Genomic DNA, 26,384 nt, shown 5'->3' on the forward strand with positions numbered 1-26,384 from the left:
AGGAGCATTGGTGTTCGGCTTGACCATCTTGGACCTCGTGTTGATCGTGACGCTGCTGTCCTACCTGTTCCACGGCCTCCGCAACGGCTTCCTGGTCACCGTCGGCGGCATCGCAGGGTTCGCCGCAGGAGCTGTGGCCGCCTTTGTGTCCGTCCCCATCGTCAGCGGCCTGGTGGAGGATAGCGGCTGGCGCCTCACGGCGATCATTGCCACCGCCGTGCTGCTCATGGTCCTGGGGCACGGTCTGGGCACCGCAATCGGCCACCGGATCCGCAGCGTCGTCCGGATCCAACCGCTCCGGTCCATTGACCGGCTGGCCGGCGGCGGCGTCAACGTGGTGGTGTCCGCCCTGGTCATGTCGATGCTGGCCTTCAGCATCGGGGCGCTCGGCGTCCCCTTCGTCTCGCAGCCGCTCGCTGAGTCCAAGGTGATCCGCTTCATTGACGGCGCGACCCCCGTGCCCTTGAAGACCTCCATGGCCCAGCTGCGGTCCGCCGTGATCGGCAACGGCATCCCGACGCTGTTTGAGGGAATCGGGCAGGGCGAGCCGGTGGTGGTCCCGGATGCCAGCACCGACACCCCCGCCCTGAACCGGGCCGCGGCGTCGGTCCTGAAGATCGCGGGAACCGCCTACCAGTGCGGTCAGAACCAGACCGGAACCGGTTTCGTGGTGTCGCCGGGCCGGGTCGTCACGAACGCCCATGTGGTCGCCGGCGTGCCGGAGCCGGTGGTGGAGATTCCCGGCGGCGGCGCGCTGCCCGGGCGCGTGGTGTACTTCGACGCCCAACACGACCTCGCGGTTGTTGCCGTGGACGGTTTGCGCTCCGCCCCGTTGCCGCTCGGATCCGAACTGCCGGCCGGCAGCCCGGCAGCGTTCTCCGGCTACCCCCATGGCGGCCCGTTCCAGTCAAAGCCGGCCACGGTGCAGGACATTGCGACGGTGCTGGTCCCGGACATTTACGGCGACAACCCCGCGCCGGCGGATGTGTACCGGATCGCCGGAGACGTCCAGCCGGGGAACTCCGGCGGCCCGTTGCTCACCACCGACGGCCAGGTCGCGGGAGTGATCTTCGCGAAGGCCACGGGCGAATCCTCGCTGGGCTATGCCATCACGATGGCGGATCTGGGACCCGTGGCTGCCCAGGCCCCAGGCCTCGGCAACGCTGTCTCCCCGGGCCAGTGCATCCAGAAGTAACAGGGAACGCGGCCTAAGCCCGTGGGGCGCCACGGTCAGAGCCACTCCAGGCTCTGGCCGTGCGGGCCGGCGATCGCCGTCGGGTTCCCGTTGTGCAGCAGCAGGAACCGTCCGCGAAGCCGGGACTCGTCCATTTCGGGGACCACGCTGGAGCCATCCGCCTGGATGATCACCGTGTGCCCCTCGTTGGAGAGCCAGTGGCAGCCGCGCTCGGCGGCCAGCCGCGCGATCGTGGCCCGGAACCGGTCCCGCGCCCCCGCGTCCAGGTAGGCCATGACCGCGCTGTGGTAGACCACCAGGGTGGCGTTCGACGGCGCCCGCGCTGCCAGGGCGGGCAGCTGGTCATTGAGGTCCCCGGCCACGAGCAGGGGCGGATCCGCCTGGGCAATCGCGATCGCCCGGCGCAGCCGCTCGCGGCGGAAGTCCTGCTCGGGCCAGATCAGCGCCTCCAGCCAGGCGACATCGCCGGGGTTCCGGACGTCGAGGGGGTTGAGGTCGATCCCCGCACGCCACACCACCTGCGGGAGCTCCGCCGGCAGCGGGACCGGGCCGGTGACGGCGCAGCCCAGGACCGGGTAACTGCCGGCCGCGGCGCCGGCCGGGGCCAGCCGCGTAACCACGGGACCGGCGTTGTACGCGTAGCCGTAGCGGTCCGGAAACAGGGCGAGCCCGGCGGAGGCCCCGACCTCGATGAGCGCCAGCGGGCGCCCGCCGGCGCTGGCGATCTGCGCCAGGGACGGCAGCAGGGTGGCGCAGCGCCCGGCCTCATTGGTCTGGGTGGCGCGGGTGAGCACGATCCGCGAGAGGTCCTGCCAGTGCGCGTCCAGGAACGCCCGGAAGCCCGGGTAGGGGCTGATCCGTGCGCCCAGGAAGCGGGCGGCGGCGAGCATCAGCAGGGGCTGGCGCTTGTTGTACGGCCACTCGTCGATCCGCCGGAGCAGCTCCGGGTCCCCCGCGATGCCCACCGACCATTCGGCGTAGCAGTCGGAGTTGCCGGGCGCGTCCACAGTGCCGAAGTGCCGGTACCACTGCGCCGTCGCAGACTCCACACCGGCAGACTCCTCGCCGGCAGACTCCACACTGCCGGATCCGAGGCGGGCCGGTTCCCCGCGGACCGGTTCCCCGCGGGCCGGATCAACGGGGGACATGCTCAGTCCCGGCTGGCCTGCAGCCCGGCGAGGTACTCGACGGCGAACCGGTAGCCCAGGATCCCTGCGCCGGCGATCACGGCCTTGCTGATGTCCGAGAGGTACGAGTGGTGCCGGAACGCCTCACGGGCGTGGACATTGGTGATGTGGACCTCGACGGCGGGCAGCTGAACCGCGGAGATGGCGTCCCGGATGGCCACCGAGGTGTGCGTGTACGCGCCGGCGTTGATGACGATGCCGACGGCCTTCCCTCGGGCGGCATGGATGGCGTCCACGAGGGCACCCTCATGGTTGGACTGGAAGCACTCGACGTCGAGACCGTGCGCCGCGCCGGTGTCCTTGGCGAGCTGTTCGACGTCGGCCAGTGTGGCGGTGCCGTATTTCTCGGGTTCGCGGGTGCCGAGCAGGTTCAGGTTGGGTCCGTTGAGGACCAGGATGGTGCCGCGGCCGGCGCCGGCGGGGGTGGCTTCGCTCATGCCTGCCAATGTATCGCGTTGCATTGCGGCTGACGCCCCGGCGGCGGAAAACGGCACGCAGATGACAGCCCGTTCAGCGGCCTGCCGGCTCTGGCCTGCACCGGCCCGCCTGCCTAAACTGGAAGGACCATCGTGCGGAGCTCCCGTACTGGTCAGCTCGCGCGGACAGCCCGATCTCGGAGCAAATCATGCGCAACATTCAGGCAGGAAAATCAATCCGAAGGGTCGCCGTGGGCATCCTCGCCATTGCGGCGTTCCTTGTGCCGGCGCCCCTGGCGACCGCCGCCCGAGCGGACCGGGATGACCGGACCTCGGTGATCAGACTCCCCGGCGCCACCGGCGCTGAAGGCATCGCCGCAGGGGAGGGCAACACTTTTTTCGCCGGAGACCTGCTCAGCGGGAACATCTTCCGGGGGGATATCGACAGAGGCAAGGCAAAACTGTTCATCACGGCGCCGGAGGGCAGGGCAGCCGTCGGCATGAAGGTTGATCAGGATAACGACCTGCTGTTCGTCGCGGGCGGCGGCACCGGCCAGGCCTATGTCTATGATTTGGACACGAAGAAAACCGTGAAAGTCTACGATCTGGCGCCGGCCGGTGCCGGCTTCATCAACGACGTCACCCTGACCCACGACGGCGCGTGGTTCACCAACTCCCGCGCCGGTGAGCTCTACCGGATCCCGATCAGCCACGACGGGAAACCCGGCGCCGCCCGGACACTGGCACTCGACGCACCTGCCGGCACCGTGGACGGGGGGTTCAACCTCAACGGCATCGCCGCCGCCAAAGATGGCCACCGGCTGATCGTCGCGCACACGGGCCGCGGAGCCCTTTACAGCGTGGACCCGGACAACGGATCGAACAGGTTGATCGACTTCACGGACTCCTCCGGGGCCCCGGTCACCCTGGCGAACGTGGACGGCATCGTCATCCGTGACGACACCCTGTGGGCCGTGCAGAACTTCCTCAACCAGGTCAGCCGGATCGACCTGGGCAGGTCGCTGCGCAGCGGAGAGGTGCAGGAAGTCATCACCAGCAAGGACTTCGACGTCCCGACGACGGCGGCGCTGTTCGGCGATACTCTCGCCCTGGTCAACGCCAAATTCGCCACCCCCTCAGCAACCAGCTTCGAGGTGGTCCTCGTCGCAGCCTGCTCCCGCGGCTAAGATCCCGGGCTAAGCGGCGGCGGCACGAGCTCCTAACGTGTTGCGAGCCGCTCGATCCGGCGCAGCGCCAGGGCGCACACCGGCAGGTAGGCGGGGGCCCACCACGGGACCGTGAAGGTGACGAGGCAGCCGCCGTCCTGCGGAATGACGCGGTGGCCGGTGGCCGGGATCCCCGCCACAGACCAGGCCCAGTACCGTCCGGGCTCAAACGCCGTCACGGTGTACGGCAGCGCCGCGCCCACGACAGTGCGGACCTTCCCGCGGCTGCCGAGCGCCAGCCCTCCGGTTGCCGGCTCGGCGCCTGTGACGGAGGGCCCCCAGTCCGGCCACTTCCCGGTGTCGGTGAGCAGGGCCCAGACGTCCTCCGTGGGCGCGGCGACCCGGCGTGACACGGAGAAAGTCACCGGGGCCGTCCGAGGATTGCGAGTGCGGCGCGGTGGCCGCTGACGAGCGCACCGTTAATGGACGCCGTCTCCCGGTGATCCCCGCAGATGATCAACCCGGACGGGCCCTCCATCGGCTGCTGGGACCGGAGCGGCGGCGGCTGAAGGGGCAGGGCCTGCGGGACCTCGTGCCTCGCCACCAGCTCCCAGCCGGCCGTGGAGGAGCTGAAAAGTTCCGCTGCGTGGCGGAGGACGTCGTCGTCGGTCGGAACCGGCCGGCCCGGGCCCAACAGCGCGGACGTCTGGATCAGGTGCCGCCCGGCGGGGGCGTAGCTCGGTGCCGCGTTGGAAATGACAGCCGCGTTGACCAGCGGCCCGCCCGCGTGCGCGCGGCCGTCAACATAGAGCATGTCCACCCCGCTGGGCGGCGCGTCGGCAGCGAACCAGTGCGTCAGTACCCCCTTCATGGCCGGCACGGTGCCGCCGGCCAGCCTGGCGGAGGTGACCGGATCCGCGGCGAGGACAACGTGGCGGGCCCGGATCCTGGAACCAGCGGCGGTGACCAGGGCCGCGTCTCCGTCCGGAGTGATCGACTCCACCCGGGTCGAGGTACGGACCGGTGTGGTGAGGGCGGCCGCCAGCTGCCGGGGGAGCGCCTGCATACCGTCGCGCGGCAATCCGGGCACCCCGGTCGCAAAGACCCGCACCAGCTGCAGCGCGAATTCGTTGGAGGTGCTGCCGTCGTCCTCCAGCAGGACTCCGGCGAGGAACTGGTCCACTGCCCTGCGGAGTTCGCCCGAGCATCCGGCCCGGTCCAGGGCATCCCGCAGCGGCACGTCGCTGCCGGGATGCCGCCGTCGACTGGCAAACGCCGGGGCGGCCCACCGCAGCAGCCCCGCGACGGAGCGGGGGTTCAGCAGTCCGCTGCGCAGGGTCTGCAGAATCAGGCCAGGCTCGCGCACGGGGTGGGCGAGCACCGCGAGGGTGTCCTGCCGGCGGACCCGGAGTCCGGCGCCGAAAGCCTGCAGCGACAGGGCCTCGACGTCGACCCACCGGCGGACCGCAGGATAGGCGGGATTAAGCACCTGAAACCCGCGGTCCACCAGGAAGCCGTCGATCCGGTCGGTCCGTATCCTGCCTCCGACGTCGTCGGAGGCTTCCCACACCTGCACATCGCGCCCGGCAGCCTGCAGCTCCCGGGCGCACTGCAACCCGGCCAGGCCGGCGCCGACCACCAGCACGTCACACGCGTCCGTCATCGCTGCAACGTTCCGCCTTGGGCCGCCCGGGCCGGGTGCTTGCTCACTTTCTCAGCGAGTGCGCGATCTGGGCCATGACGGTGTTGTCGGCCAGGGTGGTGGCGTCGCCCACTTCGCGTCCTTCCGCGACGTCCTTGAGCAGGCGGCGCATGATCTTGCCCGAGCGGGTCTTGGGCAGTTCGGGCACCACAAGGATGGTCTTGGGCTTGGCGATCGGCCCGATCTCCTTGCTGACGTGGTTCCGGAGTTCCTGCACGATCGCGTCCCCGGTGTCCACGGCGTCGCCGCGCAGGATCACAAAGGCGACGACCGACTGGCCGGTGGTCTCGTCCGCGGCGCCCACGACGGCGGCCTCCGCCACCGCAGGGTGGCTGACCAGCGCCGATTCGATCTCGGCGGTGGAGAGCCGGTGGCCGGAAATGTTCATCACGTCATCGACCCGGCCGAGCAGCCAGATGTCCCCGTCCTCGTCCTTCTTGGCGCCGTCCCCGGCGAAGTACATGGTCTCGAAGCGGGACCAGTAGGTTTCCTTGAAGCGCTCCGGGTCGCCCCAGATGCCGCGCAGCATGGCCGGCCACGGCTCGCGGATCACGAGGTAGCCGCCGGAGCCGTTGGGCACGGACTCGCCGGCCTCGTCCACGACGTCCACGGCGATGCCGGGCAGCGGGACCTGGGCGGAGCCGGGCTTGGTGGCCGTCACGCCGGGCAGCGGTGCGATCATCTGCGCGCCGGTTTCGGTCTGCCACCAGGTGTCCACGATCGGCGCCGGGTTTTCCTTGCGCTCGCCGTTCTTGCCGGCGTTGCCGCCGATGACCTCGCGGTACCACATCCAGGCTTCGGGGTTGATGGGTTCGCCGACGGAGCCCAGGACACGGATCGAGGAGAGGTCCGACTTGGCCGGGATCTCCTTGCCCCACTTCATGAACGTCCGGATGGCGGTCGGGGCGGTGTAGAGGATGGAGACCTTGTACTTCTCCACGATCTCCCACCAGCGGCCCTGGTGCGGGGAGTCCGGGGTGCCTTCGTAGATCACCTGGGTGGCGCCGTTGATGAGCGGGGCGTAGGCGACGTAGGAGTGCCCGGTGATCCAGCCGACGTCGGCCGTGCACCAGTAGACGTCCGTTTCCGGCTTGAGGTCGAAGACGGCCTTGTGCGTGTAGGCGCCCTGGGCGATATAGCCGCCGGTGGTGTGCAGGATGCCCTTGGGCTTGCCGGTGGTGCCGGAGGTGTAAAGGATGAAGAGCGGGTGCTCCGAGTCATGCCCGACGGCGGTGTGCTCGGCGGAGGCGGTCCCGACCGTGTCGGCCCACCAGTGGTCCCGGCCCCCGTGCCAGTCGACGTCCTGGCCGTTGCGCTTGACGACGACGACGTTCTGCACGGTGTGGCCGCTACCATCCCCCTCGTGGGCGAGCGCCTCGTCGACAGCGGGCTTGAGTGCGCTGGGCTTGCCGCGCCGGTAGGTGCCGTCCGCGGTGACGACGAGCTTGGCTTCGGCGTCGTCGATCCGGGAGCGGAGCGCCTCGGCGGAGAAGCCGCCGAAGACCACCGAGTGGATGGCGCCGATCCGGGCGCAGGCCAGGAGCGTGATCACGGCCTCAGGAATCATCGGCAGGTACACGGCCACCCGGTCGCCCTTGGCGACGCCGAGCGACTCGAAGGCGTTGGCGGCCTTCTTGACCTCTTCGGTGAGCTGGGCATAGGTGTAGGTGCGGGTATCGCCGGGTTCGCCCTCGAAGTAGATGGCGACGCGGTCCCCGTTCCCGGCCTCGACGTGGCGGTCCAGCGCGTTGTAGGCGGCGTTGATCTCGCCCCCGACGAACCACTTGGCGAAGGGCGGCGTGGACCAGTCCAGGGCCTGGCTGAAGTCCTTGGACCAGGTCAGCAGCTCGCGGGCCTGCTTCGCCCAGAAGGCGGGCCGGTCGGCATCGGCCTCGGCGTAATCCGCGGCGGTGACCACCGCGTCGGCGGCGAACTCGGGGGAGGGGGCGAACTTGCGGTTTTCCTGCGACAGGTTTTCAAAGGCATCGCCTTGGCGGGCCTGCGTCGTCGTGGAGCCGGGGGTCTGCTGGGACATGGTGAACCTCATCATTCATCGATCCGTGCTACGCGGTACCCCGTTCCGCCGCAGCGCCGGGCCGCTTGCGCGTCGTCGGGCATCGGCTGGTCACGGACGTACCGCAAAGAGCTGTTCCGAAATACACACTAACGCCTGCGCCGGCCCCAACGTGTGCCGCGTCACACAGCGAACCGTGAGCGGTGTTTGTTAAGCGACGAATGGTGGCGGGGCGGCCCGCGGAGGCTCTGCCGCGGCCCGACTCCATGCCGCCGTCCCCGGCTTGTCAGCTAGTGATCGGCGGGCCACTTGACTAGGCTGAGATGGAATTGTGACATCCGATGGAGGCGACAGGACCGCTCGCGGTCCCAGCTCGGCCTGCCGTTAGACGGTGCTGTCCAGAGTGCCGCCATGCTAAGGAGAACCGAATGAACGAGCAAACAAACGGGCAGCTCAAGCCGCCCGCCCAAAGCCAGGGCAACGGTGGCGCGGACCGGTCCGGCGGCTTCGGGGAAGCACCCCGATTCACGGTGGACAAGGCAGACAAGGCAAATGGGAAGTCGGCCGGGAAGAAGAACGAAGCGGTCCTCGGACCGTTCACCATCCGCGATCTCACTGTTTTCGGCTCCACGCTGATTCTCTTTGTCGCCTCGCTGATCCCGATGTTTGCCGTCCGCTACAACCTGTGGAACCTGGGCAGCCTCTTCTTCCTGGGTCTCGGGATCCTGCTGCCGGTGATTGTTGCCGCCCTTTTCGTGGCACGTCGCCTCAGCCCCGGAACAAAGATCCGGATCGGCTCCCTGTCGGTGGACCAGTTCGGCTCCGTGGTGGCATCCTTCGCCGTTGCGTTCTTCTTCCTCGCCGTCGCGGGCGCCTACGTCCCGAGTATGCTGCTGGCCCTCATCGGCGCCCTCGGGCTCCTCGCGGCCACCGTGCTGGGCCGCCTGATTCCTTTCTTCGCCGGAGATTTCCTGGACCGCGCAGAAGTGCCCGCCCACGTCGTGGCCCGCGAGTCGGCGGTCCCCGTCCGTAAGCCGCGCGCCCCCAAGGAGCCGAAAGAAGCCAAGGACGACACCGCGCCGAAGGCCGCCGGTACCAGCGCCGTCGCCGGTTGGGCGAAGCGGATGACCTCGGGCGGACAGTCCGGTGCCGCAGCGTCAGCCGGCGCCTCGGGTGCTCCCGGCGCAGCAGCAGCTTCGGGCGCCGCAACGGGCTCATCCGCAGTCCGCCCCGCAGCTGCGACGCCCGCCGCGGGCCAGGAGGCACCGGCCCGGGCCGCCGCGCCTACGCCCGTCGTCAGCGCTCCGGAAACCCACGTCGCGGGTATCGTGCCCGCCGCGACCGGGTCGAAGGTGCCGTCCCCGGCGGAACAGACCCACGCGGGCGCCGTCGTGCCCCCGGGCGCCTCTGCCCCCGCGGACGAGCAGCCCAAGGATCCCCGGGCCGCTTCGGCGGCTGAGGAAACCCGGGCCGCCGAGGTGCCCGCCACGTCAGGCACCAGTGCCCCCACCACGGTGAACCCGCAGGTGCGCCAGCAGGAGCCGATCGGCGCCACCGTCGACCCGGCACACCGCCCCGAGGACCATAACGCCCCGGTCGTGCACGAGGCATTCTGGTTCGCCGTCGCCCAGCCCCGCACCGCCGTGGATGAGCACAGCGGCACGGCAGCTTTTGTGATCGAACCCGGCGGCTGGGTGCTCGCCCTGGAGGACCGGGGTCACGAATTCCTGGTGCAGCACACAGACGGCCGCGTGGGCGTGCTCCGCGACCTCAGCAACATCGAACGCGGTTAGTCAGCCCCCGTGGCCAGCGAGTCCAGCACGTCAGGCCCCGGCAGCGCCGTGGCCAACCCCACAAGCACGGGCACCAAGGGCGCGGGCACCAAAAGTGCCGGCGCGCGGGCTGCGCGGGCCGCGGGGGAGTCCCTGCTGGGGTTGAAGCGGCGCGCACGCCGAATCAACAAGGCGCTGGCGGAACAGTATCCGTACGCCCACGCGGAACTCGACTTCCGAAGCCCGTTTGAGCTGGTGGTGGCCACGGTGCTGTCGGCCCAGACCACGGATGTGACGGTCAACCAGATCACGCCCCTGCTGTTCGCCCGGTACCCGGACGCGCGGAGCATGGCCGAGGCGGACCCGGCCGAGCTGGAGGCCATCATCAAACCGACCGGGTTCTTCCGCGCCAAGTCCAGGAACCTGATGGCGCTGTGCAACCGGCTCGTGGATGAGTACGACGGCGAGGTGCCGGGCCGGCTGGCGGATCTGGTGACGCTTCCCGGCGTCGGGCGGAAAACCGCGAACGTGGTGCTCGGCAACGCCTTCGGCGTCCCCGGGATCACGGTGGACACCCATTTCGGCCGGCTCGCCCGGCGCTTCGGCTGGACCGAGTCCGATGACCCGGTGCGGATCGAGTCCGACGTCGCGGAACTGTTCGAGCCCAGGGACTGGACCATGCTCTCGCACCGGGTGGTGTTCCACGGCCGGAGGGTGTGCCATTCCCGCAAGCCGGCTTGCGGCGCCTGCGCTGTCGCGAACTGGTGCCCGAGCTACGGGATGGGGGAGACGGACCCCGACAAGGCCAGGAAGCTGCTGAAGTACGAGCTCGCCCCGGGGCAGGAGGAGCTGCTGTCGAAGCTCCTCACAGAAACGCACCGGGCCGCGGAAATCCGGATGGAATCCCAAAGGAAGCCACTGTGACGGCCCGCCAGGACCTCATTGACCTGCTGGCTGCGGTGGACGCCGGCACGGCGCCGCCCCCCGATCCGCGCTGGCGGGAAATCCCTGTCGAGTCCGGGGGGCGGATCCGCCGTGCGGCCGTGCTGATGCTTTTCGGCTCCCTCGACGACGTCCCGGCCACCTCGGTCAAACTCCTCGCCCCGGCCGATCTGGATGTCCTGCTGCTGCAGCGTGCCCATACCCTGGATGACCATCCGGGCCAGGTCGCGTTCCCCGGCGGCGGGATCGACCCGGGCGAATCCGTCATCGGCGCCGCCCTGCGGGAAGCGGAAGAGGAAACCGGGCTGGATCCGGCCGGCGTCGAGGTCCTCGGCGTGATGCCGGAACTTGCACTTCCCCGCGGAAACTTCCTGGTGACCCCGGTGCTGGGCTGGTGGGCATCCCAGTCGCCCGTGCGGGTAGTGGACTACGGCGAGTCCGCCCAAGTGTTCCGCGTTCCGGTCCGGGATCTGCTGGACCCGGACAACCGTGTGATGGCCACCGTGACCCGGGCAAATCAGACGTTCCTGAGCCCTGCGTTTACCGTCAATGACGTCGTGGTCTGGGGCTTCACCGGCATGATCCTCAGCCAACTCTTCGACCAGCTGGGGTGGGCGGTCCCTTGGGACCGCGAGAGCCTGCTCAGCGTGGACACCTGGAGCAGGCTCGACGGCTGAGGCCGGGTTCAGCGGGGAGTCAGCCTGGCACCGGACCCTGTGCCGTTCTTTTGGGGGCGGACTTGCCGCGGGCCTGGGACTTGTCGACGATCAGCCCGGTGGCGGCGTTCTCCCGCACGGCGGTGATGCCTGCGGCCGCGCCCTTGATCGTGTTGAACAGTGGTGAAACGGCGACCACCGTGCCGTCGGATGCCGTCAGCTTGAAGAAGTACTTCTTCCCGCCGGCCTCGGCGATCTCAAAAATGCCAGCCAAAATGTGCTGCCTTCCCAAAAAACTTTGCGTCGTTGCAAGGCCGGCGGATGTCGGATCGATAAGCGGCCTTTTCGAGCGTAGCCGCCGTCAGGCACGGTTCTCAACGCTACCGGCGGGTACGTTACGGCGGGCGACTCCGCAGGTTTATTTCGCGTTGTCGTAGGAGTCCACAACCGCGACGCTCACCGGGAACTCCACGGGGATCCGGCCGAACAGCAGTTCCTTGGCGGCGTTCGCGGCTTCCTCGATGGCCCGGATGCAGTCGGCCACCGCGGCCTCGGGGCAGTGGACCATGACCTCGTCGTGCAGGAAAAACACCAGTTCCCCGGCGGGGCCACCGTCCGCGCGCATGGCGCGCAGCCGGCGTCGCAATTCTGCCAGCCAGCAGGCCGCCCAGTCCGCCGCGGACCCCTGGACAACAAAGTTGCGCGTGAACCGGCCCCGCGAACGGGCGATCGAATCCGCCCGGCGTTGTTCCTCGGCGCTGGTCGACTGCTGGCTCTGCAGCCAGCGCTCGGACGGCGGCGGGCTGCTGCGGCCCAGCCGGGAGGTGACCGTCCTGCCGGCCTCGCCTTCGCGGGCTGCCTGCTCCACGAAGCCCACGGCACGGGGGTAGGTCCGGGTCAGCTGCGGCATCAGGCGCCCTGACTCGCCGGTTGTTGCTCCATAGATCGCTCCGAGCAGCGCCACTTTGGCCTTGGCGCGGTCGCCGCCGAATCCCTGCGCGGCGATACCGGCGTACAGGTCCTTGTCGCGCGCGGCCTCAGCCATCTTGGAGTCCTGCGCGAGCGCCACGAGCACCCGGGGCTCCAGCTGCGAGGCGTCGGCGACGATCAGCTTGTGGCCCGGATCGGCATGGACGGCGCCACGGATCTGGCGCGGAATCTGCAGCGCCCCGCCGCCGCGGGAGGCCCAGCGGCCGGACACGACTCCGCCGACCACATACTCCGGCCGGAACCGGCCGTCCTTCACCCAGGCATCCAGCCAGGCCCAGCCGTTGGCGGCGTGCAAGCGGGAGAGTTTCTTGAAGGCCAGCAGCGGCTCGATCGCCGGATGGCTGGATTCCTTCAATTCCCACTGCCGGGTGGTCTTCACTTCGATGCCGTTCCGGTGCAGGGCCCGCATGAGCTCCTGCGGCGAGTCCGGGTTCAGCGAAGGGGAATTCAGCAGCTGCCGCAGCTCGGCGGTGAGCGCCTCCAGCTTGGCCGGACGGTGGCCCAGGGGCGGCCGGGGGCCGAGGTAGTCCGCCAAAATCTGCTCATGCAGTTCCTCGCGCCACGGCACACCGGTATGCTGCATTTCCGCCGCGATCATGGCGCCGGCGGACTCTGCCGCGAGCAACAGCTGGAGGCGCTGCTTGCGGTTGTCGCTGAGGCGTTCGACGCCGGCCGCACCCACTTGGTCCAGCGCCTGCTGCTGGGCGGCGAATTCGGCGCGGAGATTCTCGGGGCTGTGGCGGGGTGTTTTGCGCACGCCCGGATCATCGAACAGCGCGCCCTGGTCAGCCGGCGGGGGAGGCGGCTGCAGCGCGCGCGGCGGCTGCAGCTCATCGTCCTGGACCAGTTTCTCCGCGTTCTGCGCATACGCGGTGTGGGCGGTGAACTCCGAGTGGGCCAGGATCGCGCCGCACAAGGTGAGGTCGTAGCAGCGTTCCAGCTCGACCCCGGCGGCCAGCAGGGCGGGGTACCAGTCCTGGGTGCGGTGCCAGATCCAGCGCGGCCTCCGCAGCTCGAGTTCACGCACGACGCCGGTCAGCTCTGCGGCGCTCACGGTCCGGGGTTCCGGTGTGGATGGGTGCGGGGCGCCGTCCGCGGTGAGTTCCTGGAGGGCTGCGCCGTCGGCGTGGGCGGCGAGCAACAGGTACATAGGATCAATTCTGCCCTGCGCTGCGGCGTCCCCCGTTCACCTGGCCCGATGACGTGGCTTATCCACTGACGTTCGTTGTCCACATAGCGGCCGGCGCGGGTTACGGCAGGTCCCGGGGGCGGGAAGAGTGGCCGCATGAGCCGGCACCAGCTATCAGCGTCGAGCCCAGGCCCCAGTCCCGGCCCGAGTCCCGGCCCGGACCCCGGACCCGGGGCCGGGCGTTTGCCGGGTCCGGGGGCCGGTGCTGTGCCGTGGCTGCCGGACGAGTCGCCGGAGACGCTGCTGGTGACGGCGGTTGAGGTGCTGCGCGGTGAAGTGGAACGCGTTGTCGCGGCGGCCGGCGGCCAGCTGCGCACGGTGGCGAGCCTTAGGGAAGCGGCGCCCTTCTGGGACACTGCCGCCGTGGTGCTGCTCGGCAGCGACATCCGGGAGTTGCCGCCGCGGGGACGATCCCCGGCCGTGCTCGTTGGCCTGACCGGGGATGGCGACAGCCTGTGGCACCTGGCCGCCGCCATCGGTGCCGAACGCGTTGCCGTGCTGCCCGAGGCCGCGACCTGGCTCGCCGAGTACCTTAGCCGCTCGCGCACACCTGAATCCGGCGGACTCGTCCTCGGGATTGTTGGGGGTTGCGGCGGGGCGGGTGCCAGCACCGCAGCCGTCTGGCTGGCGCATGCTGCCGCCCGGGAGGGTGTGCGTGTCCTGCTCGTGGACGGTGATCCGTGGGGCGGGGGCCTAGAGCTGGCGCTCGCCGCTGAGGACGCGCCCGGCCTCCGCTGGCCGGACCTGGCGGATGCCAGCGGCACGATCAATCCCCGCCAGCTCGCCGATTCGCTGCCCCTGGCCGGTGGATTCCCGTTCCTATCCTGGCCCGGAAACAAGGAGCGCCACAGCGGAGTGGACCACACGGTCGTGGCCGGGGTGCTGGATGCCGCCCGGCGCGGCTTCGAGCTGGTCCTCGTGGACATTGGCCGGGGACCGGAAGCGCTGCGGACTTTCGCCTTGGACTGCGACCGGATGATCGTCGTGGCGCCCGCGCTGCTGCGCGCGGCCGTCGCCACGGCCCGGCTGCTGCAGGATCTACCTGCGGTGGAGACGGTGCTGGTGGTGCGCGGCAAACCCGGGGCCCCGCTGGATGCGGAGCTGATTGCCGAGTCCGTCGGGTTGCCCCTGGCCGGCATCATGCCGGACGTCAGGCGCGCCGCGGCCGCCACGGAGCTCGGGCGTCTGCTGGACACCGGACGGCAGCGCAATGTCCGGCGGTTCGCCGGCTCGGTCCTCGATTTCGGCGTAGGAGCCACCGGATGAGCGCCCACTCGGCACCGGGGCCTCCGGACGCCGGTGCCGGCCCGGGCGGCCTGCGCTACCGGCCTCCGGCCCGGGGCTCAGTTGATGCGCGGCTGCTGGAGTCCGTCCGCGAATCCGTGATGTCCGATGCCGGGCCGGTGACGCCTTCTCGCGTGGCAGCCGCCGTGCAGGCAAGCGGGCGCCTGCTGGGCACCGCCGGAGCGCTGGCCGCGGTCGAGGGAATCAGCGCGGAACTGAACGGCCTCGGGCCCCTGCAGGTCCTGGTCCGGGACCCGGCCGTGACCGACATCTTCGTCAACGGGCCGGGTTCCGTCTGGTTGGACCGCGGCGGCGGACTCGAAAGGGCGCCGGTCGCGTTCTCCGGGGAGCAGCAGGTCCGGGCACTGGCAGCCCGGCTCGTGTCGGCGGGCGGGCGGCGGCTGGACGACGGCTCCCCCTGCGTCGACGTCAGGCTCGACGGCGGGTTCCGGGTCCATGCCGTCCTTCCGCCGATCTCCACGGCGGGGACACTCCTGAGCATCAGGATCCGGCGTGAACGGGTGTTCTCGATGGACGAGTTGCGGCGGAACGGAATGTTCGGGGCCGTGGTGCAGGCTGTGCTGGAGCGGATGGTGGAACACCGGCTGAGTTTCCTGATTAGCGGCGCCACCGGGTCGGGGAAAACCACGCTGCTCGCCACGCTCCTTGGCCTCTGTGCGTCCGGCGAACGGCTGGTCCTGATCGAGGACGCCTCGGAACTGAACCCGGTCCACCCGCACGTCGTCTCGCTGGAGGCGCGGCACGGCAACCTCGAAGGCGGCGGTGCTGTGGATCTGGGCGAGCTCGTGCGGCAGTCCCTGCGGATGCGGCCGGACCGGCTGGTCGTGGGCGAGTGCCGGGGCGCAGAAGTGCGTGAACTGCTGGCCGCCATGAACACCGGCCACAGCGGGGGCGGCGGAACCATCCACGCCAACACCGCGGCCGACGTGCCGGCAAGGCTAACCGCGTTGGGTGCGCTGGCCGGGATGGGGCAGGACGCGGTCCGGCTGCAGGCAGCCAGCGCCCTCGACGCCGTGGTCCACGTGGAAAGGATGGACAACGCGCGGACCGTGGCCTGCATCGGCGTGCTGGAAGACAGTCCGGCGGGCCTGGTAGTCGGTTCCGCGCTGGACATTTGCGCCGGCGCCGTCCGCTGCGGGCCGGCGTGGCCGCGGTTGGCGGGCCGCCTTGGAATGGACCCGGCCGGAATGGACCAGACTGGAGTGGGCCCGGCATGACCGCCCTACTGACCGGGGTGCTGGCCCTCGCCGTATTCCTGGCCCTCACCCCGCCGGGAGCCCCGGGCCGCCAGCTTCGCGCGGCGCTGGCCGGCGCCCGGCGCCGCCAGGCCGCCGGCTCGCCTGCGCCACCGGGCGGAGTGAGAGGATGGCGGCGACGGAGCGCCCCGACAGTTTCGATGACCCTGCTCGTGCAGCAGATGGCGGCTTTGCTCAAGGGCGGCCGCACTCCCGCGAGGCTGTGGGATGAACTGTGGCTCCTGCATGGGGGCGATCCCGCCGCGCCCGTGTCCGGGGAGGGTGCTGCTGGCCGGAACGTGGTGCTCGCCCCGGGCTCCGTCCGGATGCTTTCCGCAGCCCGCGCGGCCGCCGTGCGCGGGTCTCCGGTAGGAGCGGCCATCCGCTCCGCCGCGGCCAGATCCGGCGGAACGGACTCCGGGAAGACGTGGGGAATTGGTGCATTAGAGGCCGTCCGTGCGCGCCGCGTCTGGTTTCAGCTCGCCGCGTGTTTTGACGGTGCCGAGGCCAGCGGTTGCCCGCTGGCGGACGTGTTGACGCGTTTCGCCGCCCAGCTTGAGGCCGAGGACGACGCCGAGGCCGCCCGCCAGACGGCGCTGGCCGGCCCCCGTGCGACCGTTCGGCTGCTGACCTGGCTTCCGTTCCTGGGTCTGGGCCTGGGCGTGCTGCTGGGCGTGGACCCTGTCGAGGTCCTGCTGGGAACCCCGTTGGGGGTGGCGGCGCTCGCGGCGGGCCTCGTCCTCACCGCCGCAGGCCGGATCTGGTCGTCACGGCTGGTCCGGACGGCTGAGGGGCTTCAGCCATGACAGCGGACGCGGCTGGACTTGCCGTGCTGGCGGTGCTGGCACTCGCAGCCGTGACCGCGTGTTCGGACCGCGGCATGGCCAGGCGAAGATTTCGGCGCCAGACGCAGCCCGACCCGAACACCGGAAGCTCGGGCGGTTCAGAAGACAGCCGCGGGCCGGCCGGCGACGCCAGCGGGCCCGGGCTGGGTGACGCGGCAATGCTGCTGGAACTGATCGGCGCGATGCTCGAGGCGGGGGCCGGACTCGGCCGGGCCCTGGCGCTGGTAGCCGAGCTGGCAGAGCCGGAAATCCGTGGTCCGCTGCGGCCGGTCGCCGCCGCACTCGCCATTGGCGCCGATTGGGACACCGCCTGGCGCAGCTCGGACGTCCGGGCGCCGGGACTCCTCGCCGTGCGCGATGCGCTGGGGTTTGCCGCGCTCACCGGCGCCCCGTCTTCCGCCATCCTCTACGCCCAGGCGGCACGCATACGGCGCGAGCGGTTCCGGGATGCGGAAAAACAGGCCGCAGCCCTGGGGGTGAAGCTCGTCGTGCCGCTCGGTTTGTGCTCGCTTCCGGCTTTCATCTGCCTCGGCGTTGTCCCGGTGCTGCTGGCGATGATGCCGGGCTGACCCGTGGTGGCATGCGGTGGTGGGCGAGGTATTCCTCCACAGTCCGCGTGGGGGGTCGGTTTTCCACTTGGCTCGATAGGCGCCTTACGGGTTTCCGTCCCGGCCTGAAGAGTCTAAGAACAGCCGGCGGTCCCGTTGGCCCGAGGAAAGGAAAACCATGTCACTCCATCACGTTGCGCCCGCCGGATCCCGCCAGGCGCTGAAGGCCCGTCCTGAGAGGGAGAACGCTGAAATCCACGAAATTTATCCGGGAGCCAGTGCCGCCGACCCCCTCAGGGTGCGAACGCCCGGAAGGCCCGGAGGGCCCGGAGGGCTAAGAATGCTGTTTGGCTCGGAGACAGGAATGGCCACGGCCGAGTACGCCATCGCCACGCTCGCCGCTGTGGGATTTGCCGGCATCCTCGTGTTCATTATGCGCAGTGACGAAGTCCGCGGTTTCCTGTTGAACCTCATCCGTACGGCGCTCGCCTTGCCATGAGCTGCGGATGGCCGGCCGGGAGAGGGAAAGGGGAAGCGTCGCCCCCGCCTGGCGCCGGGCACCAAAGCTGGCGGCGGGGTGCGCGCGGCGAGACGTGCCGCGGCGCCGTGACGGCCGAATTCGCGGTGGCGCTGCCCGCCGTCCTGCTGCTGCTCGCCCTGCTGCTGGCCGGCTCAGCGGCGGGAGTGACCCAGTTGCGGCTGGAGGAAGCGGCCAGGGCCGGTGCCCGCGCCCTGGCCCGGGGCGAGGATGCCGCCGCGGTGGATGTGATCGTCCGCCGGCTCGCGGGTGCCTCGGCGGCATCGGCTGTGGCGTCCGATGGCGGATGGCTCAGTGTCACGGTAACCGGCAAGGTTCCGGGGGCCGTTGGCTCGGTCCTTCCCTGGACCCTCACGGCTCGCGCCTGGACCAGGGGCGAAACGTCCGGACCTTCGGCTGCGGCCCGGGTCCCCCCGATCTGGCGCCATCAGCTGCAGAGTCTGGCCGCATGAGCCAGCCGGGCAGCCGCAGCACACCTCCGGTCGAGCGACCGGACACTTCGAGGGAGCGAGGCGCCGGCACTGTACTGGCGCTCGGGCTGGGACTGCTGGTCGTGCTCGCCGCGGTCCTGATCGCGCTGCTGGCCCAGTCGGCCGCGATGGCGTCCCGGGCGGCGGCAGCCGCGGACCTGGCGGCTCTTGCCGCCGCGGACGCTGCCCGGGGAATCGCTCCGGGAGAACCCTGCGCCGTCGCCGTGGACGTCGCTCACCGGAACGGCGCCACGGTCCTCAGCTGCGCGGAAGGCGCCGGGTATACGGTCCAGGTCCGCACTGAACTCGCTGTCCGCACGCCGATGGGTGCGGCCACGGGTCTGGCCCGGGCCGGGCCTCCCTCGTGAGCCCGTGGCTGTACTGGTGGCTGTACTGGTGGCTGTATCGGTGGCTGTCGCCGCGGCTACGCCTGCAGCGGTGTCGCGGCGTGGTCCGGCCGTCCGGTGCGCATCTGGTCCGTCGCGTCGTTGAGCAGCACGTCGATGAGGGTCACTGCGGCGTCCTTGTCGAGGGGATTGTTTTTGTTGCCGCACTTGGGCGATTGCACACAGGACGGGCAGCCGGACTCGCATTCGCAGGCCTTGATGGCGTCGCGGGTGGCGGCGAGCCAGACCTTGGCCTTGTCGTAGCCGCGCTCGGCGAAGCCCGCCCCGCCGGGGTGGCCGTCGTACACAAAGATGGTCGGAACCCCGGTGTCGGCGTGGATGGCGGTGGACACCCCGCCGATGTCCCAGCGGTCGCTGGAGGCAACCAAGGGCAGGAGCCCGATGGCCGCGTGCTCAGCGGCGTGCAGCGCACCCGGGAACTGGGCCTCAATCAGTCCTGCGCCGGTCAGCGAACGGTTGTCCATGACAAACCACACCGCCTTGGTGAACAGGTCCCGGGCACCCAGCTCCAGCGGCTCCTCACCGAGGATCTCATTGGAAATCAGCGCCTTGCGCTGGAAGGAGACCACCTGTGTTGTGACCTTCACATCCCCGAAATGCACGGCCACATCGCCCCACTGGGTGGTGCGCTGCGTCTCGAGCACCTCGATCTGGGTTACGTCGCGTGCGGTGGTGTAGTAGTCCGGGTTCGCCCGGCGCACCACCACGCAGTGATCGTCCTCGTTCAGGTCCTCCACCACGTAGCTCTCGCCCTGATGGACGTAAATCGCACCAGTGTGGGCCTGGTAATGCGTCTGTGGGGAATCCATGGTCCCCAGCAGCGATCCCGTGTCGGCATCCACGATGCTCACCGGGCCGCCGCCGTCAGCCCTCAGGTTCACCATGGCCGCGGCGCTTTGCGGGTGGGTCCAGAACCACCCCGCCGGGCGACGGCGCAGATACCCCTGAGCCACCAGCTGGTCCAGCAACTTCTCGGACGTGGCACCAAACAGTTCCAGCTCCGCATGCCCCAGCGGCAGTTCGGCGGCGGCGGCACACAGGTGGGGACCCAGCACATAGGGATTGGAGGGATCGAAGACGGTGGCCTCCACCGAGACGTCGAAGATCGCCTCGGGGTGGTTCACCAGGTAGGTGTCCAGCGGGTCATCGCTCGCGACGAAAGCGGCAATGGCATCCTGCCCGGCCCGGCCGGCCCGTCCGATCTGCTGGAACAACGACGCGCGGGTTCCCGGCCAGCCGGCCACGAGCACGGCGTCGAGGCCGGAGATGTCGATGCCCAGTTCCAGCGCCGAGGTGCTGGAGACGCCCAGCAGCTCACCCGATCGCAGCGATTTCTCCAAGGCCCGGCGCTCCTCCGGCAGGTAGCCCGAGCGGTAGGCCGCGACCCGTTGCGGCAGGCTGGGATCGACCTCGTCGAGGAGCCGCTTGGTGATGGAGGCAATGGTCTCGGCGCCGCGCCGGGACTTAATGAAGGCTATTGTCCGCACCCGCGAGGACACCAGATTGGCCAGCAGGTCCGCGGTTTCCGCGACAGCCGTGCGCCGCTCCTTGGCGCCGTTCTCGCCGCGGAGCTCGGTCAGGGCAGGCTCCCAGAACGCGACGGTGGTGGAGCCGTGGGGCGAGGAGTCCTCGGACACGGCCCGGACCGGGGCACCGATGAGCCGGCCGAAGGAGGTGCCGGGCTCGGACGCCGTGGCGGACGCGGCGATAAACACCGGCCCGGAGCCGTCCGGGCTGTAGTAGGCGCAGATGCGGCGCAGCCGGCGCATCAGGTTGGCCACGTGGGATCCGAAGACGCCGCGGTAGCTGTGCGCCTCGTCCACGACCACGTAACGCAGCCGGCGGAAGAACCGTGCCCACCAGGCGTGGTTGGGGAGAATCCCGAAGTGCAGCATGTCCGGGTTGGCCAGGATGAAGTTCGCGTGGTCCCGGATCCAGCGGCGGGACGCGGGGTCGGTGTCGCCGTCGTAGGTCTCGGCCCGGACGGTGGGGAGTTTCAGCGCCCGGATCGCTGCCAGCTGGTCGGCTGCCAGGGCTTTGGTGGGGGAGAGATAAAGGGTGACGGCACCGTCGTCGTGGATCTTGCCGGGATCGGCGAGGACCCTCAGCTCGGAACGGTGGATCGCATCCAGCGCCGGCAGCTGGTAGGCCAGCGATTTTCCGGAGGCGGTGCCGGTGGCGATCACCACGTGCTCGCCGGCGTGGGCGAGCTCGGCGGCCTGGATCTGGTGGCGGTAGGGCTCGTGGATGCCCAGCGAGCCGTAGGCGTCCACCAGATCGGGGTGGGTCCACGCCGGCCAGGGCGCGTGCACGGCCTGGCGGGCGGGAATGGTGCGCACATGACGGAGCTGTTCCGGGTCCGGGCCGCGGCCCAGCAACGGAATCAGGGACTCACGTGGGTTCACTCGTACATTCTTTCACCCGGCCTCAAATCGTCCGGGGCGCGCGACCCGCCGGCCCAGAGCCTCAGCCCACGGACAGGTCCGAGCCTTCGTCCGAGGCGGAGAGCATCAGCACATGGCTGACCGTGGTCCAGCCCAGGTGCGAATAGAGCTTCTGCCCGTCGAGTGAAGCGAGCAACAACCCGGTTTCGACGTCGTGCTCAAAAGCCTGGGCGGCGAGGGCGCGCATGACGAAGCTGCCCAGGCCCCGGCGCTGGTACCCGGGCCCGGTGACGATCTTGTCGAAGATTGCGGTGTTGCCCACCACGAACATGCGCCCGCTTGCCGCCACCTCGTCCCCGGCGTAGACCACGGCATGGTGGACTCCGTCGGTCCGTGACGGAACCCACCGGAGATCGTCATCCGGAAGCCAGGGATCCTCGGCGTCCTGGGTTTCCATGTCCACGATCATCATCGTCTGCGAGGCGGACGTGACGTTAAGCCCGTGCTGCTGGGCGAGGAAGTGGTACCGCGCAACGTCATTGGTGAGGACTGTGAGGACCCGGGCAGGCACGTCCGCGGTGGCGGCGGCCAGCGCCGCGAACTCCGTATCGGAGGGATCATGGGCGAAGTATTCCCATTCGTGGGTGGTGTCCGCCCTGAAAGCCGCCGGGAACCGGCCCTCCCTGCGTGTCTCATATCCCCGGCAGCCGGCCCAGCCGGTGACCCAGATTTCCAGCAGATGAGTGGTGTCTTCAACCATCGCCTCGAGACTCATGTGATGAGCGTATTCCAGCCCCGCCGCAAGCAACAGGGGCCGGGTCAGGGAACCGGCCTTGCTTACGTAATTGTGACCGGACCGCCCAGCCGGTAGCGGAGGGACGGTGTCCGGACCGCGGTCCTGGTCCGCGGCCCCGGTCCGCACAGCGGGTTCCCGGCGGCCCGTGGCTTCCGGTCCACCCAGTACCCTTAAAACGTGGCTTTGAACAGAATTGTGCTCTTTTACGGCTTTACCCCGCTCCCGGACCCGGATGCCATCCGGCTCTGGCAGCGTGCGCTCTGCGAGAAACTCGGCCTGACCGGCCGCATCATCATCTCCAGGGACGGCATCAACGCGACCGTCGGGGGCGAGCTGAACGCAGTCAAGCAGTACGTGAAGACCACCCGCGAATACAAAGGCTTCCACGGTATCGACGTGAAGTGGTCCGACGGCGGCGCGGCGGACTTCCCCCGGCTGAGCGTCAAAGTCCGCGACGAGGTTGTGTCCTTCGGTGCCCCCGGAGAGCTCAGGGTCGACGCCGGCGGCGTCGTCGGCGGCGGCACGCACCTCAAGCCCGAGGAATTGCATCAGCTCGTGGCGGCGCGGAAGGAAGCCGGCGAGGAGGTTGTCTTCTTCGATGGCCGCAACGGCTTCGAGGCCCAGATCGGCAAATTCAAGGACGCGATTGTCCCGGACGTGGCCACCACCCACGACTTCATCAGGGAGCTCGACTCCGGCAAGTATGACGCGCTCAAGGACAAGCCGGTGGTCACCTACTGCACCGGCGGCATCCGCTGCGAAGTGCTGTCCAGCCTGATGGTGAACCGCGGCTTCAAGGAGGTCTACCAGCTCGACGGCGGGATCGTCCGCTACGGCGAAACGTTCAAGGACCAGGGCCTCTGGGAGGGTTCCCTCTACGTGTTCGACAAGCGCATGCACCTTGAATTCAGCGAGGACGCGAAGACCATCGGCGAATGCGTCCGCTGCGCGGCGCCGACGAGCAAATTCGAGAACTGCTCCAACCCGTCCTGCCGCACGCTCACGCTCTACTGCTCGGACTGCGCCGCCAGCCCGGAGACGCTCCGCTGCCCGGATGGCTGCGCGGCCTGAGGCTTTGCGGCGGAGCCCCTGGCGGCCGAGCCCAGCCGTCTGAGATCGCAGACCGGCGTGCGATCTCAGATGCGGCTCACGCGGTAGGCGAAGTTTGCTCCGGCGTTAGCCTCCACTGTGATGGTGAGCACGGCGTTAGCGGGCAGATACACCACGTTCACCCGCGAGGTTCTGCACCGCAGGTTCAGGTCCACCAGCTCCTTGTTCGCGTGGCTGATACTGAAGGAGACCCGCCGCGGGCTCCGGCAGGCGAGGGTCAACGCGTAGCTGCCACTGGGCAGTTGGGCGGTGGTCTCCTCGCGTTCCTCATCTGCCTCCAGGGTTCCGTAGCCGGTGTGGAACACCTGGCCTTCGGTGGCGGGGAGTACCTCCGCCAGCCACGCGTCCAGCTCGGCCCCGGAGACGGGCTGTCGCGTCGAGGGATCCCGCGGCAGCGCCGCATCGGTGAAGGCCGGGGCGGGTGCGGACTCCGTGCCGCTGGCAAAACCATTGTCGTATTCGTAGGCGCAGCCGGCCAGTGCGATAGCCACGGCCAGCGCCAAGGACAGTCGCGCGGCCGGTGCCGTGCGAGTCCGGGCCCCGCTCGACGCCGGAACAGTGGGCATATCCCGACTTTAACCCCGCCCCTGCCGGGGCGCCAGAGCCCAACGGCGGGCGAAAGAAGCGCCGCACCGGTGCTTCCTCGTTGACGCTGATCCGGACGCCTTCCACGGAGCCGGTTTCCGGGGCGGGACCCGGCTGCTACGCCGCAGGCACCAAGTGGTAGGCGTAAATGAGCGGGGCATCCACGCTTGAGGCGCTGATCTGAAGCGTGCCCGCGGCGGGGACCTTGATGCGCGCCGTCTCGCGGCTGCCGTTGCAGGCTGCCCCGGCCTCGGTCAGGTTCCCGCCGTCGAGGGAGACGTCGAAGAAGGCCTTGCCGCCGCCCTCGCAGGTGATGGTCAGGACGTAGGTGCCCGCCCCAATGCCGGGAGCGGTCTTGACGATCGGATCCCGGTTGAGGATTTTTCCCGCATCCTCGAGCACTGTCCCGGCGGCAGAGGGAAGCGCCGTCGCTTTCCACGCCGGCACGTCGGCCGACTCGATGGAGCCGGCCGGGGAGCACGCCGCCGCGGCCAGGACGACGGCGGCGCCCGCCGCAACACCGAGCGCGGCGCGCCGGAAGGGCCGTCTGGCGCCCCCGCTAGGCAGAGCGCGACGGGGGCCGGGGATAACGAAGAGCATGCCTCCAACTTACCGCCGTTGCGGCCGGCAGCTGATTCCCCGGCTGCCGGCCGCAACGGTACCGCGACGGGCCGGCGGCCTACCGGGAGATCAGCTCGAGCACCTGGCCCCGGTGAAGGGCAAGGTACACGCGGTCGCGCAGGAGGTTGGCCTCCCCGTCCGTCAGCGTCCGGTCCAGCGGCTGCAGCACCAGCCGCAGCAGCACGTTCACCTGGCCCGGAGCGGGCCGGAGCCTTTCGACGGCGGCAGGCGGCAGGCCCGACGCCGGGGTGACAGCCCGAACCTCCAGCGCGGCCAGCACCTCGGCCTCCGCCCCGAGGGCCGTCCGCGCACGGTCACCGAGCAGCTCGACGTCGGCTTCCGCCGCGGAACCGAGCACGATGGACAGATCGCGCCTGACCTCCGGCATGACCGACACCGGCCGGTAGGGGTCCAGGTCCAGCAGCTGCGCCTGAATCCCGGCGTTTTCGGAGCGCAGGAGCCGGATGTCCCGGATGCCTTTGCGCAGCATCAGGGCACGGTCCAGCCCCAGTCCCAGGGCCAGGCCGGCCCAGCGGCGGGGATCCAGTCCGGAGCCGCGGAGGACCTGCGCGGCGGCAAGGCCGCCTTCGGCCAGCTCCAGCCATTCCCGGCTACCGTCCGGCTGGCTGACGAGCACGTCGAGCTGCCTGCCCGTGTCCGTGTAGTGGTGGCGTGCCGGGACCGCGCGCCATTGCACGTCCGGACACAGCGCGGCCGGCAGCACCGCTTCCACGACGGCCGCCATCATCCGGTCCAGCTCGCCGGAACCCAGCAGGCCGCGCGCCTTGAGCCGCCACAGATCCACCTGATGCGGGGCACCCACATGGGTGCGGTCGATCGAGTCCCGCCGGTACACCAGACCGGGCAGTGCATGCAGCCGGTCGTAGTGGCCCATTTCCTCGGCCAGCGAGTCCAGCAGGGCCGGCACGCCCGCCGAGGTGTGGCTCCGCAGCATCACCGTGGGGCTGACATGGCGGGAGTAGCGCGAATCCCGTGTGACGTCGTCGGGGGAGTAGCCCAGGCGGTCGTAGTTGTCGGCCGTGGCGACGAGGGGGTTGAGTCGGTGAGTCTCCATGCCGATGCCCCAGAGCCGCTCGAGCGCGGTGTTGATGTCCGCCAGCAGCACGGACATGGCGTGCGGGCCCTGGGCGGGATCGGACAAGTCGCGGAGCACGAGGGCGGCCTGGAGTTCAGCGGGGGTCAAATAGTTTTTCATGAGGGGTCCTTGGTGTGGAGTGCGGGAGGGGGGAACTTCACCCTCAGCCGCTGCACCGGACGGACCCCGGCGGCTGCGGTTACGCGCGCGACAAGAAGCCCGTGCGGCCGGAAAGCGGCCGAGGGCTGATAAATCGCTGCTGCGTGTGCATACCGCCAATGCTACGGCAGCCCGCCAGGGTCCCGGCCGAACTCCCAGCTCCCGGGTGAACGCCGGGCCCGGGCACAGCCCTTGACCTTGACGTAGCGTCAACCTCTAGCATCGGATTATCGCCCCGGAAAACGGCCGGTCTGGAACGGAAGGAGGGCCACGTGGAGTTGTCCGTACAACAGATCGCCAGGATCGCCGGGACCACGAGCCGGACGCTGCGCCACTACGACGACGTCGGGCTGCTGAAACCCAGCCGGACCGGCGAGAACGGCTACCGGTTCTACGACCAGGCTTCCCTCGTGCGGCTGCAGCGCATCCTGCTCCTGCGGGACCTCGGACTCGGGCTCCCGGTGATCGCCGAGGTCCTCGGCCACGAGCCTGATGCCGTGAAGGCCCTGGACCGGCACCTGGACTGGCTCCGGCAGGAACAGGACCGGCTGGCGCGGCAGATCTCCTCGGTCCGGCAGACGATTGACGCATTGAAAGAAGGAGGACAAATCATGGCGGAGAAAATGTTTGACGGCTTCGACCACACCCAGTACAAGGATGAGGTCGAGGAGCGCTGGGGCAAGGACGCGTACGCCCAAAGCGACTCCTGGTGGCGGGGGATGGGCCCGGCCGAGAAGGACGCCTGGCAGCAGCGGTCCCGGCAGCTGGGCAGCGACTGGATCGCGGCAGCGGAGTCGGGCGCCGCGGCGGACAGTGCCGAGGCGCAGGAGCTGGCCCGGCGGCAGGTCGAATGGCTCACCGGAATACCCGGCACGCCCGGGTCGGCCTCCGCGCCGAGCAATAACGGCGACCTGAAGGGCTACGTCACCGGCCTCGGCGAGATGTACGTGGCCGATCCGCGCTTCGCCGCCAACTACGGCGGCGAAGCCGGGGCAGCCTTCGTCCGCGACGCCCTCCGGATCTACGCAGCGAAGCACCTCTAGGCCCGCGCCCCCG

26 protein-coding genes are annotated in these 26,384 nt (G+C 69.9%); 14 read left to right on the plus strand and 12 right to left on the minus strand.

Annotation, left to right across the window (positions count from 1 at the left end):
* Positions 1-10: 10 nt before the first annotated feature.
* On the plus strand, positions 11-1,195 hold the full coding sequence (locus tag AC50YC_RS00400; RefSeq protein WP_494951678.1) for a MarP family serine protease: 1,185 nt from the start codon (positions 11-13) through the stop codon (positions 1,193-1,195).
* A 35-nt stretch (positions 1,196-1,230) separates the two neighbouring features.
* Here the strand turns inward: AC50YC_RS00400 and AC50YC_RS00405 are convergent, their stop codons facing one another.
* The gene (locus tag AC50YC_RS00405) at positions 1,231-2,343 is read right to left on the minus strand and encodes a DUF2332 domain-containing protein (RefSeq protein ID WP_494951679.1); all 1,113 of its coding nucleotides are present in this window, start codon (positions 2,341-2,343) and stop codon (positions 1,231-1,233) included.
* A gap of 2 nt (positions 2,344-2,345) precedes the next feature.
* Entirely contained in the window at positions 2,346-2,819 is a 474-nt protein-coding gene (aroQ, locus tag AC50YC_RS00410; RefSeq protein ID WP_494951680.1) for a type II 3-dehydroquinate dehydratase, read from the minus strand.
* Positions 2,820-3,007: 188 nt separating this feature from the next.
* On the opposite strand from aroQ, the gene AC50YC_RS00415 reads away from it, so the two are divergent.
* Positions 3,008-3,985 carry an SMP-30/gluconolactonase/LRE family protein gene (locus AC50YC_RS00415; protein WP_494951681.1) on the plus strand — a complete coding sequence of 326 codons (978 nt, stop codon included), beginning with the start codon at positions 3,008-3,010 and terminating at the stop codon, positions 3,983-3,985.
* 32 nt (positions 3,986-4,017) lie between these two features.
* On the opposite strand, the gene AC50YC_RS00420 is transcribed toward AC50YC_RS00415, so the two are convergent.
* The 3 genes from AC50YC_RS00420 to acs are packed head-to-tail and all read right to left on the minus strand — an operon-like array spanning position 4,018 to position 7,701.
* Positions 4,018-4,389: an SRPBCC family protein gene (locus AC50YC_RS00420; RefSeq protein ID WP_494951682.1), complete on the minus strand. Its 372-nt coding sequence runs from the start codon at positions 4,387-4,389 to the stop codon at positions 4,018-4,020.
* On the minus strand, positions 4,386-5,627 hold the full coding sequence (locus AC50YC_RS00425) for a flavin monoamine oxidase family protein (protein WP_494951683.1): 1,242 nt from the start codon (positions 5,625-5,627) through the stop codon (positions 4,386-4,388). The genes AC50YC_RS00420 and AC50YC_RS00425 overlap by 4 nt, the downstream gene beginning before the upstream one ends.
* Before the next feature lie 43 nt (positions 5,628-5,670).
* Entirely contained in the window at positions 5,671-7,701 is a 2,031-nt protein-coding gene (gene acs / locus AC50YC_RS00430; RefSeq protein WP_494951684.1) for an acetate--CoA ligase, read from the minus strand.
* A 407-nt stretch (positions 7,702-8,108) separates the two neighbouring features.
* Between acs and AC50YC_RS00435 the strand changes: the two genes are divergently transcribed.
* From AC50YC_RS00435 to AC50YC_RS00445, 3 genes are all read left to right on the plus strand, one after another.
* Positions 8,109-9,473, plus strand: coding sequence for a hypothetical protein (locus AC50YC_RS00435; protein ID WP_494951685.1), 1,365 nt, complete (start codon positions 8,109-8,111; stop codon positions 9,471-9,473).
* 132 nt (positions 9,474-9,605) lie between these two features.
* Positions 9,606-10,376 carry an endonuclease III gene (gene nth, locus AC50YC_RS00440; protein WP_494952158.1) on the plus strand — a complete coding sequence of 257 codons (771 nt, stop codon included), beginning with the start codon at positions 9,606-9,608 and terminating at the stop codon, positions 10,374-10,376.
* The gene (locus AC50YC_RS00445) at positions 10,373-11,071 is read left to right on the plus strand and encodes an NUDIX hydrolase (protein ID WP_494951686.1); all 699 of its coding nucleotides are present in this window, start codon (positions 10,373-10,375) and stop codon (positions 11,069-11,071) included. The genes nth and AC50YC_RS00445 overlap by 4 nt, the downstream gene beginning before the upstream one ends.
* 19 nt (positions 11,072-11,090) lie before the next feature.
* On the opposite strand, the gene AC50YC_RS00450 is transcribed toward AC50YC_RS00445, so the two are convergent.
* Positions 11,091-11,324 (minus strand): YegP family protein, encoded by a 234-nt coding sequence (locus tag AC50YC_RS00450; protein WP_494951687.1) that lies wholly within the window; start codon positions 11,322-11,324, stop codon positions 11,091-11,093.
* Between the two features lie 144 nt (positions 11,325-11,468).
* Positions 11,469-13,190 carry a bifunctional 3'-5' exonuclease/DNA polymerase gene (locus AC50YC_RS00455; protein ID WP_494951688.1) on the minus strand — a complete coding sequence of 574 codons (1,722 nt, stop codon included), beginning with the start codon at positions 13,188-13,190 and terminating at the stop codon, positions 11,469-11,471.
* Between the two features lie 246 nt (positions 13,191-13,436).
* On the opposite strand from AC50YC_RS00455, the gene ssd reads away from it, so the two are divergent.
* The 7 genes from ssd to AC50YC_RS00490 all read left to right on the plus strand — a co-directional run bounded on the left by ssd (position 13,437) and on the right by AC50YC_RS00490 (position 18,538).
* Positions 13,437-14,495, plus strand: a complete 1,059-nt coding sequence (gene ssd, locus AC50YC_RS00460) for a septum site-determining protein Ssd (RefSeq protein WP_494951689.1) — start codon at positions 13,437-13,439, stop codon at positions 14,493-14,495.
* Positions 14,492-15,751: a TadA family conjugal transfer-associated ATPase gene (locus tag AC50YC_RS00465; protein WP_494951690.1), complete on the plus strand. Its 1,260-nt coding sequence runs from the start codon at positions 14,492-14,494 to the stop codon at positions 15,749-15,751. Before ssd ends, AC50YC_RS00465 begins: the two co-directional genes overlap by 4 nt.
* A complete protein-coding gene (locus AC50YC_RS00470; RefSeq protein WP_494951691.1) occupies positions 15,748-16,575 on the plus strand; it encodes a type II secretion system F family protein in 828 nt (275 codons plus the stop codon). The genes AC50YC_RS00465 and AC50YC_RS00470 overlap by 4 nt, the downstream gene beginning before the upstream one ends.
* On the plus strand, positions 16,572-17,183 hold the full coding sequence (locus AC50YC_RS00475) for a type II secretion system F family protein (protein ID WP_494951692.1): 612 nt from the start codon (positions 16,572-16,574) through the stop codon (positions 17,181-17,183). Before AC50YC_RS00470 ends, AC50YC_RS00475 begins: the two co-directional genes overlap by 4 nt.
* A gap of 157 nt (positions 17,184-17,340) precedes the next feature.
* A complete protein-coding gene (locus AC50YC_RS00480; protein ID WP_494951693.1) occupies positions 17,341-17,661 on the plus strand; it encodes a DUF4244 domain-containing protein in 321 nt (106 codons plus the stop codon).
* A gap of 107 nt (positions 17,662-17,768) precedes the next feature.
* A complete protein-coding gene (locus tag AC50YC_RS00485; RefSeq protein WP_494951694.1) occupies positions 17,769-18,152 on the plus strand; it encodes a TadE family type IV pilus minor pilin in 384 nt (127 codons plus the stop codon).
* Positions 18,149-18,538, plus strand: coding sequence for an Rv3654c family TadE-like protein (locus AC50YC_RS00490; RefSeq protein WP_494951695.1), 390 nt, complete (start codon positions 18,149-18,151; stop codon positions 18,536-18,538). The genes AC50YC_RS00485 and AC50YC_RS00490 overlap by 4 nt, the downstream gene beginning before the upstream one ends.
* 56 nt (positions 18,539-18,594) lie before the next feature.
* On the opposite strand, the gene AC50YC_RS00495 is transcribed toward AC50YC_RS00490, so the two are convergent.
* Together AC50YC_RS00495 and AC50YC_RS00500 are read right to left on the minus strand one after the other, a co-directional pair.
* Positions 18,595-20,982, minus strand: a complete 2,388-nt coding sequence (locus AC50YC_RS00495) for a DEAD/DEAH box helicase (RefSeq protein WP_494951696.1) — start codon at positions 20,980-20,982, stop codon at positions 18,595-18,597.
* Positions 20,983-21,043: 61 nt separating this feature from the next.
* Positions 21,044-21,736, minus strand: coding sequence for a GNAT family N-acetyltransferase (locus AC50YC_RS00500; protein ID WP_494951697.1), 693 nt, complete (start codon positions 21,734-21,736; stop codon positions 21,044-21,046).
* Positions 21,737-21,934: 198 nt separating this feature from the next.
* Between AC50YC_RS00500 and trhO the strand changes: the two genes are divergently transcribed.
* Positions 21,935-22,828: an oxygen-dependent tRNA uridine(34) hydroxylase TrhO gene (trhO, locus tag AC50YC_RS00505; RefSeq protein WP_494951698.1), complete on the plus strand. Its 894-nt coding sequence runs from the start codon at positions 21,935-21,937 to the stop codon at positions 22,826-22,828.
* A 65-nt stretch (positions 22,829-22,893) separates the two neighbouring features.
* On the opposite strand, the gene AC50YC_RS00510 is transcribed toward trhO, so the two are convergent.
* The 3 genes from AC50YC_RS00510 to srmL all read right to left on the minus strand — a co-directional run bounded on the left by AC50YC_RS00510 (position 22,894) and on the right by srmL (position 25,289).
* Positions 22,894-23,358: a DUF6023 family protein gene (locus AC50YC_RS00510; RefSeq protein WP_494951699.1), complete on the minus strand. Its 465-nt coding sequence runs from the start codon at positions 23,356-23,358 to the stop codon at positions 22,894-22,896.
* A gap of 211 nt (positions 23,359-23,569) precedes the next feature.
* Positions 23,570-24,052 (minus strand): DUF6023 family protein, encoded by a 483-nt coding sequence (locus tag AC50YC_RS00515; protein ID WP_494951700.1) that lies wholly within the window; start codon positions 24,050-24,052, stop codon positions 23,570-23,572.
* A gap of 79 nt (positions 24,053-24,131) precedes the next feature.
* Positions 24,132-25,289: a PheS-related mystery ligase SrmL gene (srmL, locus tag AC50YC_RS00520; protein ID WP_494951701.1), complete on the minus strand. Its 1,158-nt coding sequence runs from the start codon at positions 25,287-25,289 to the stop codon at positions 24,132-24,134.
* Positions 25,290-25,600: 311 nt separating this feature from the next.
* Between srmL and AC50YC_RS00525 the strand changes: the two genes are divergently transcribed.
* Positions 25,601-26,371, plus strand: coding sequence for a MerR family transcriptional regulator (locus AC50YC_RS00525; RefSeq protein ID WP_494951702.1), 771 nt, complete (start codon positions 25,601-25,603; stop codon positions 26,369-26,371).
* The last annotated feature ends 13 nt before the right edge of the window (positions 26,372-26,384 follow it).

The sequence above is a fragment of the Pseudarthrobacter sp. MDT1-56 genome, assembly GCF_059383555.1.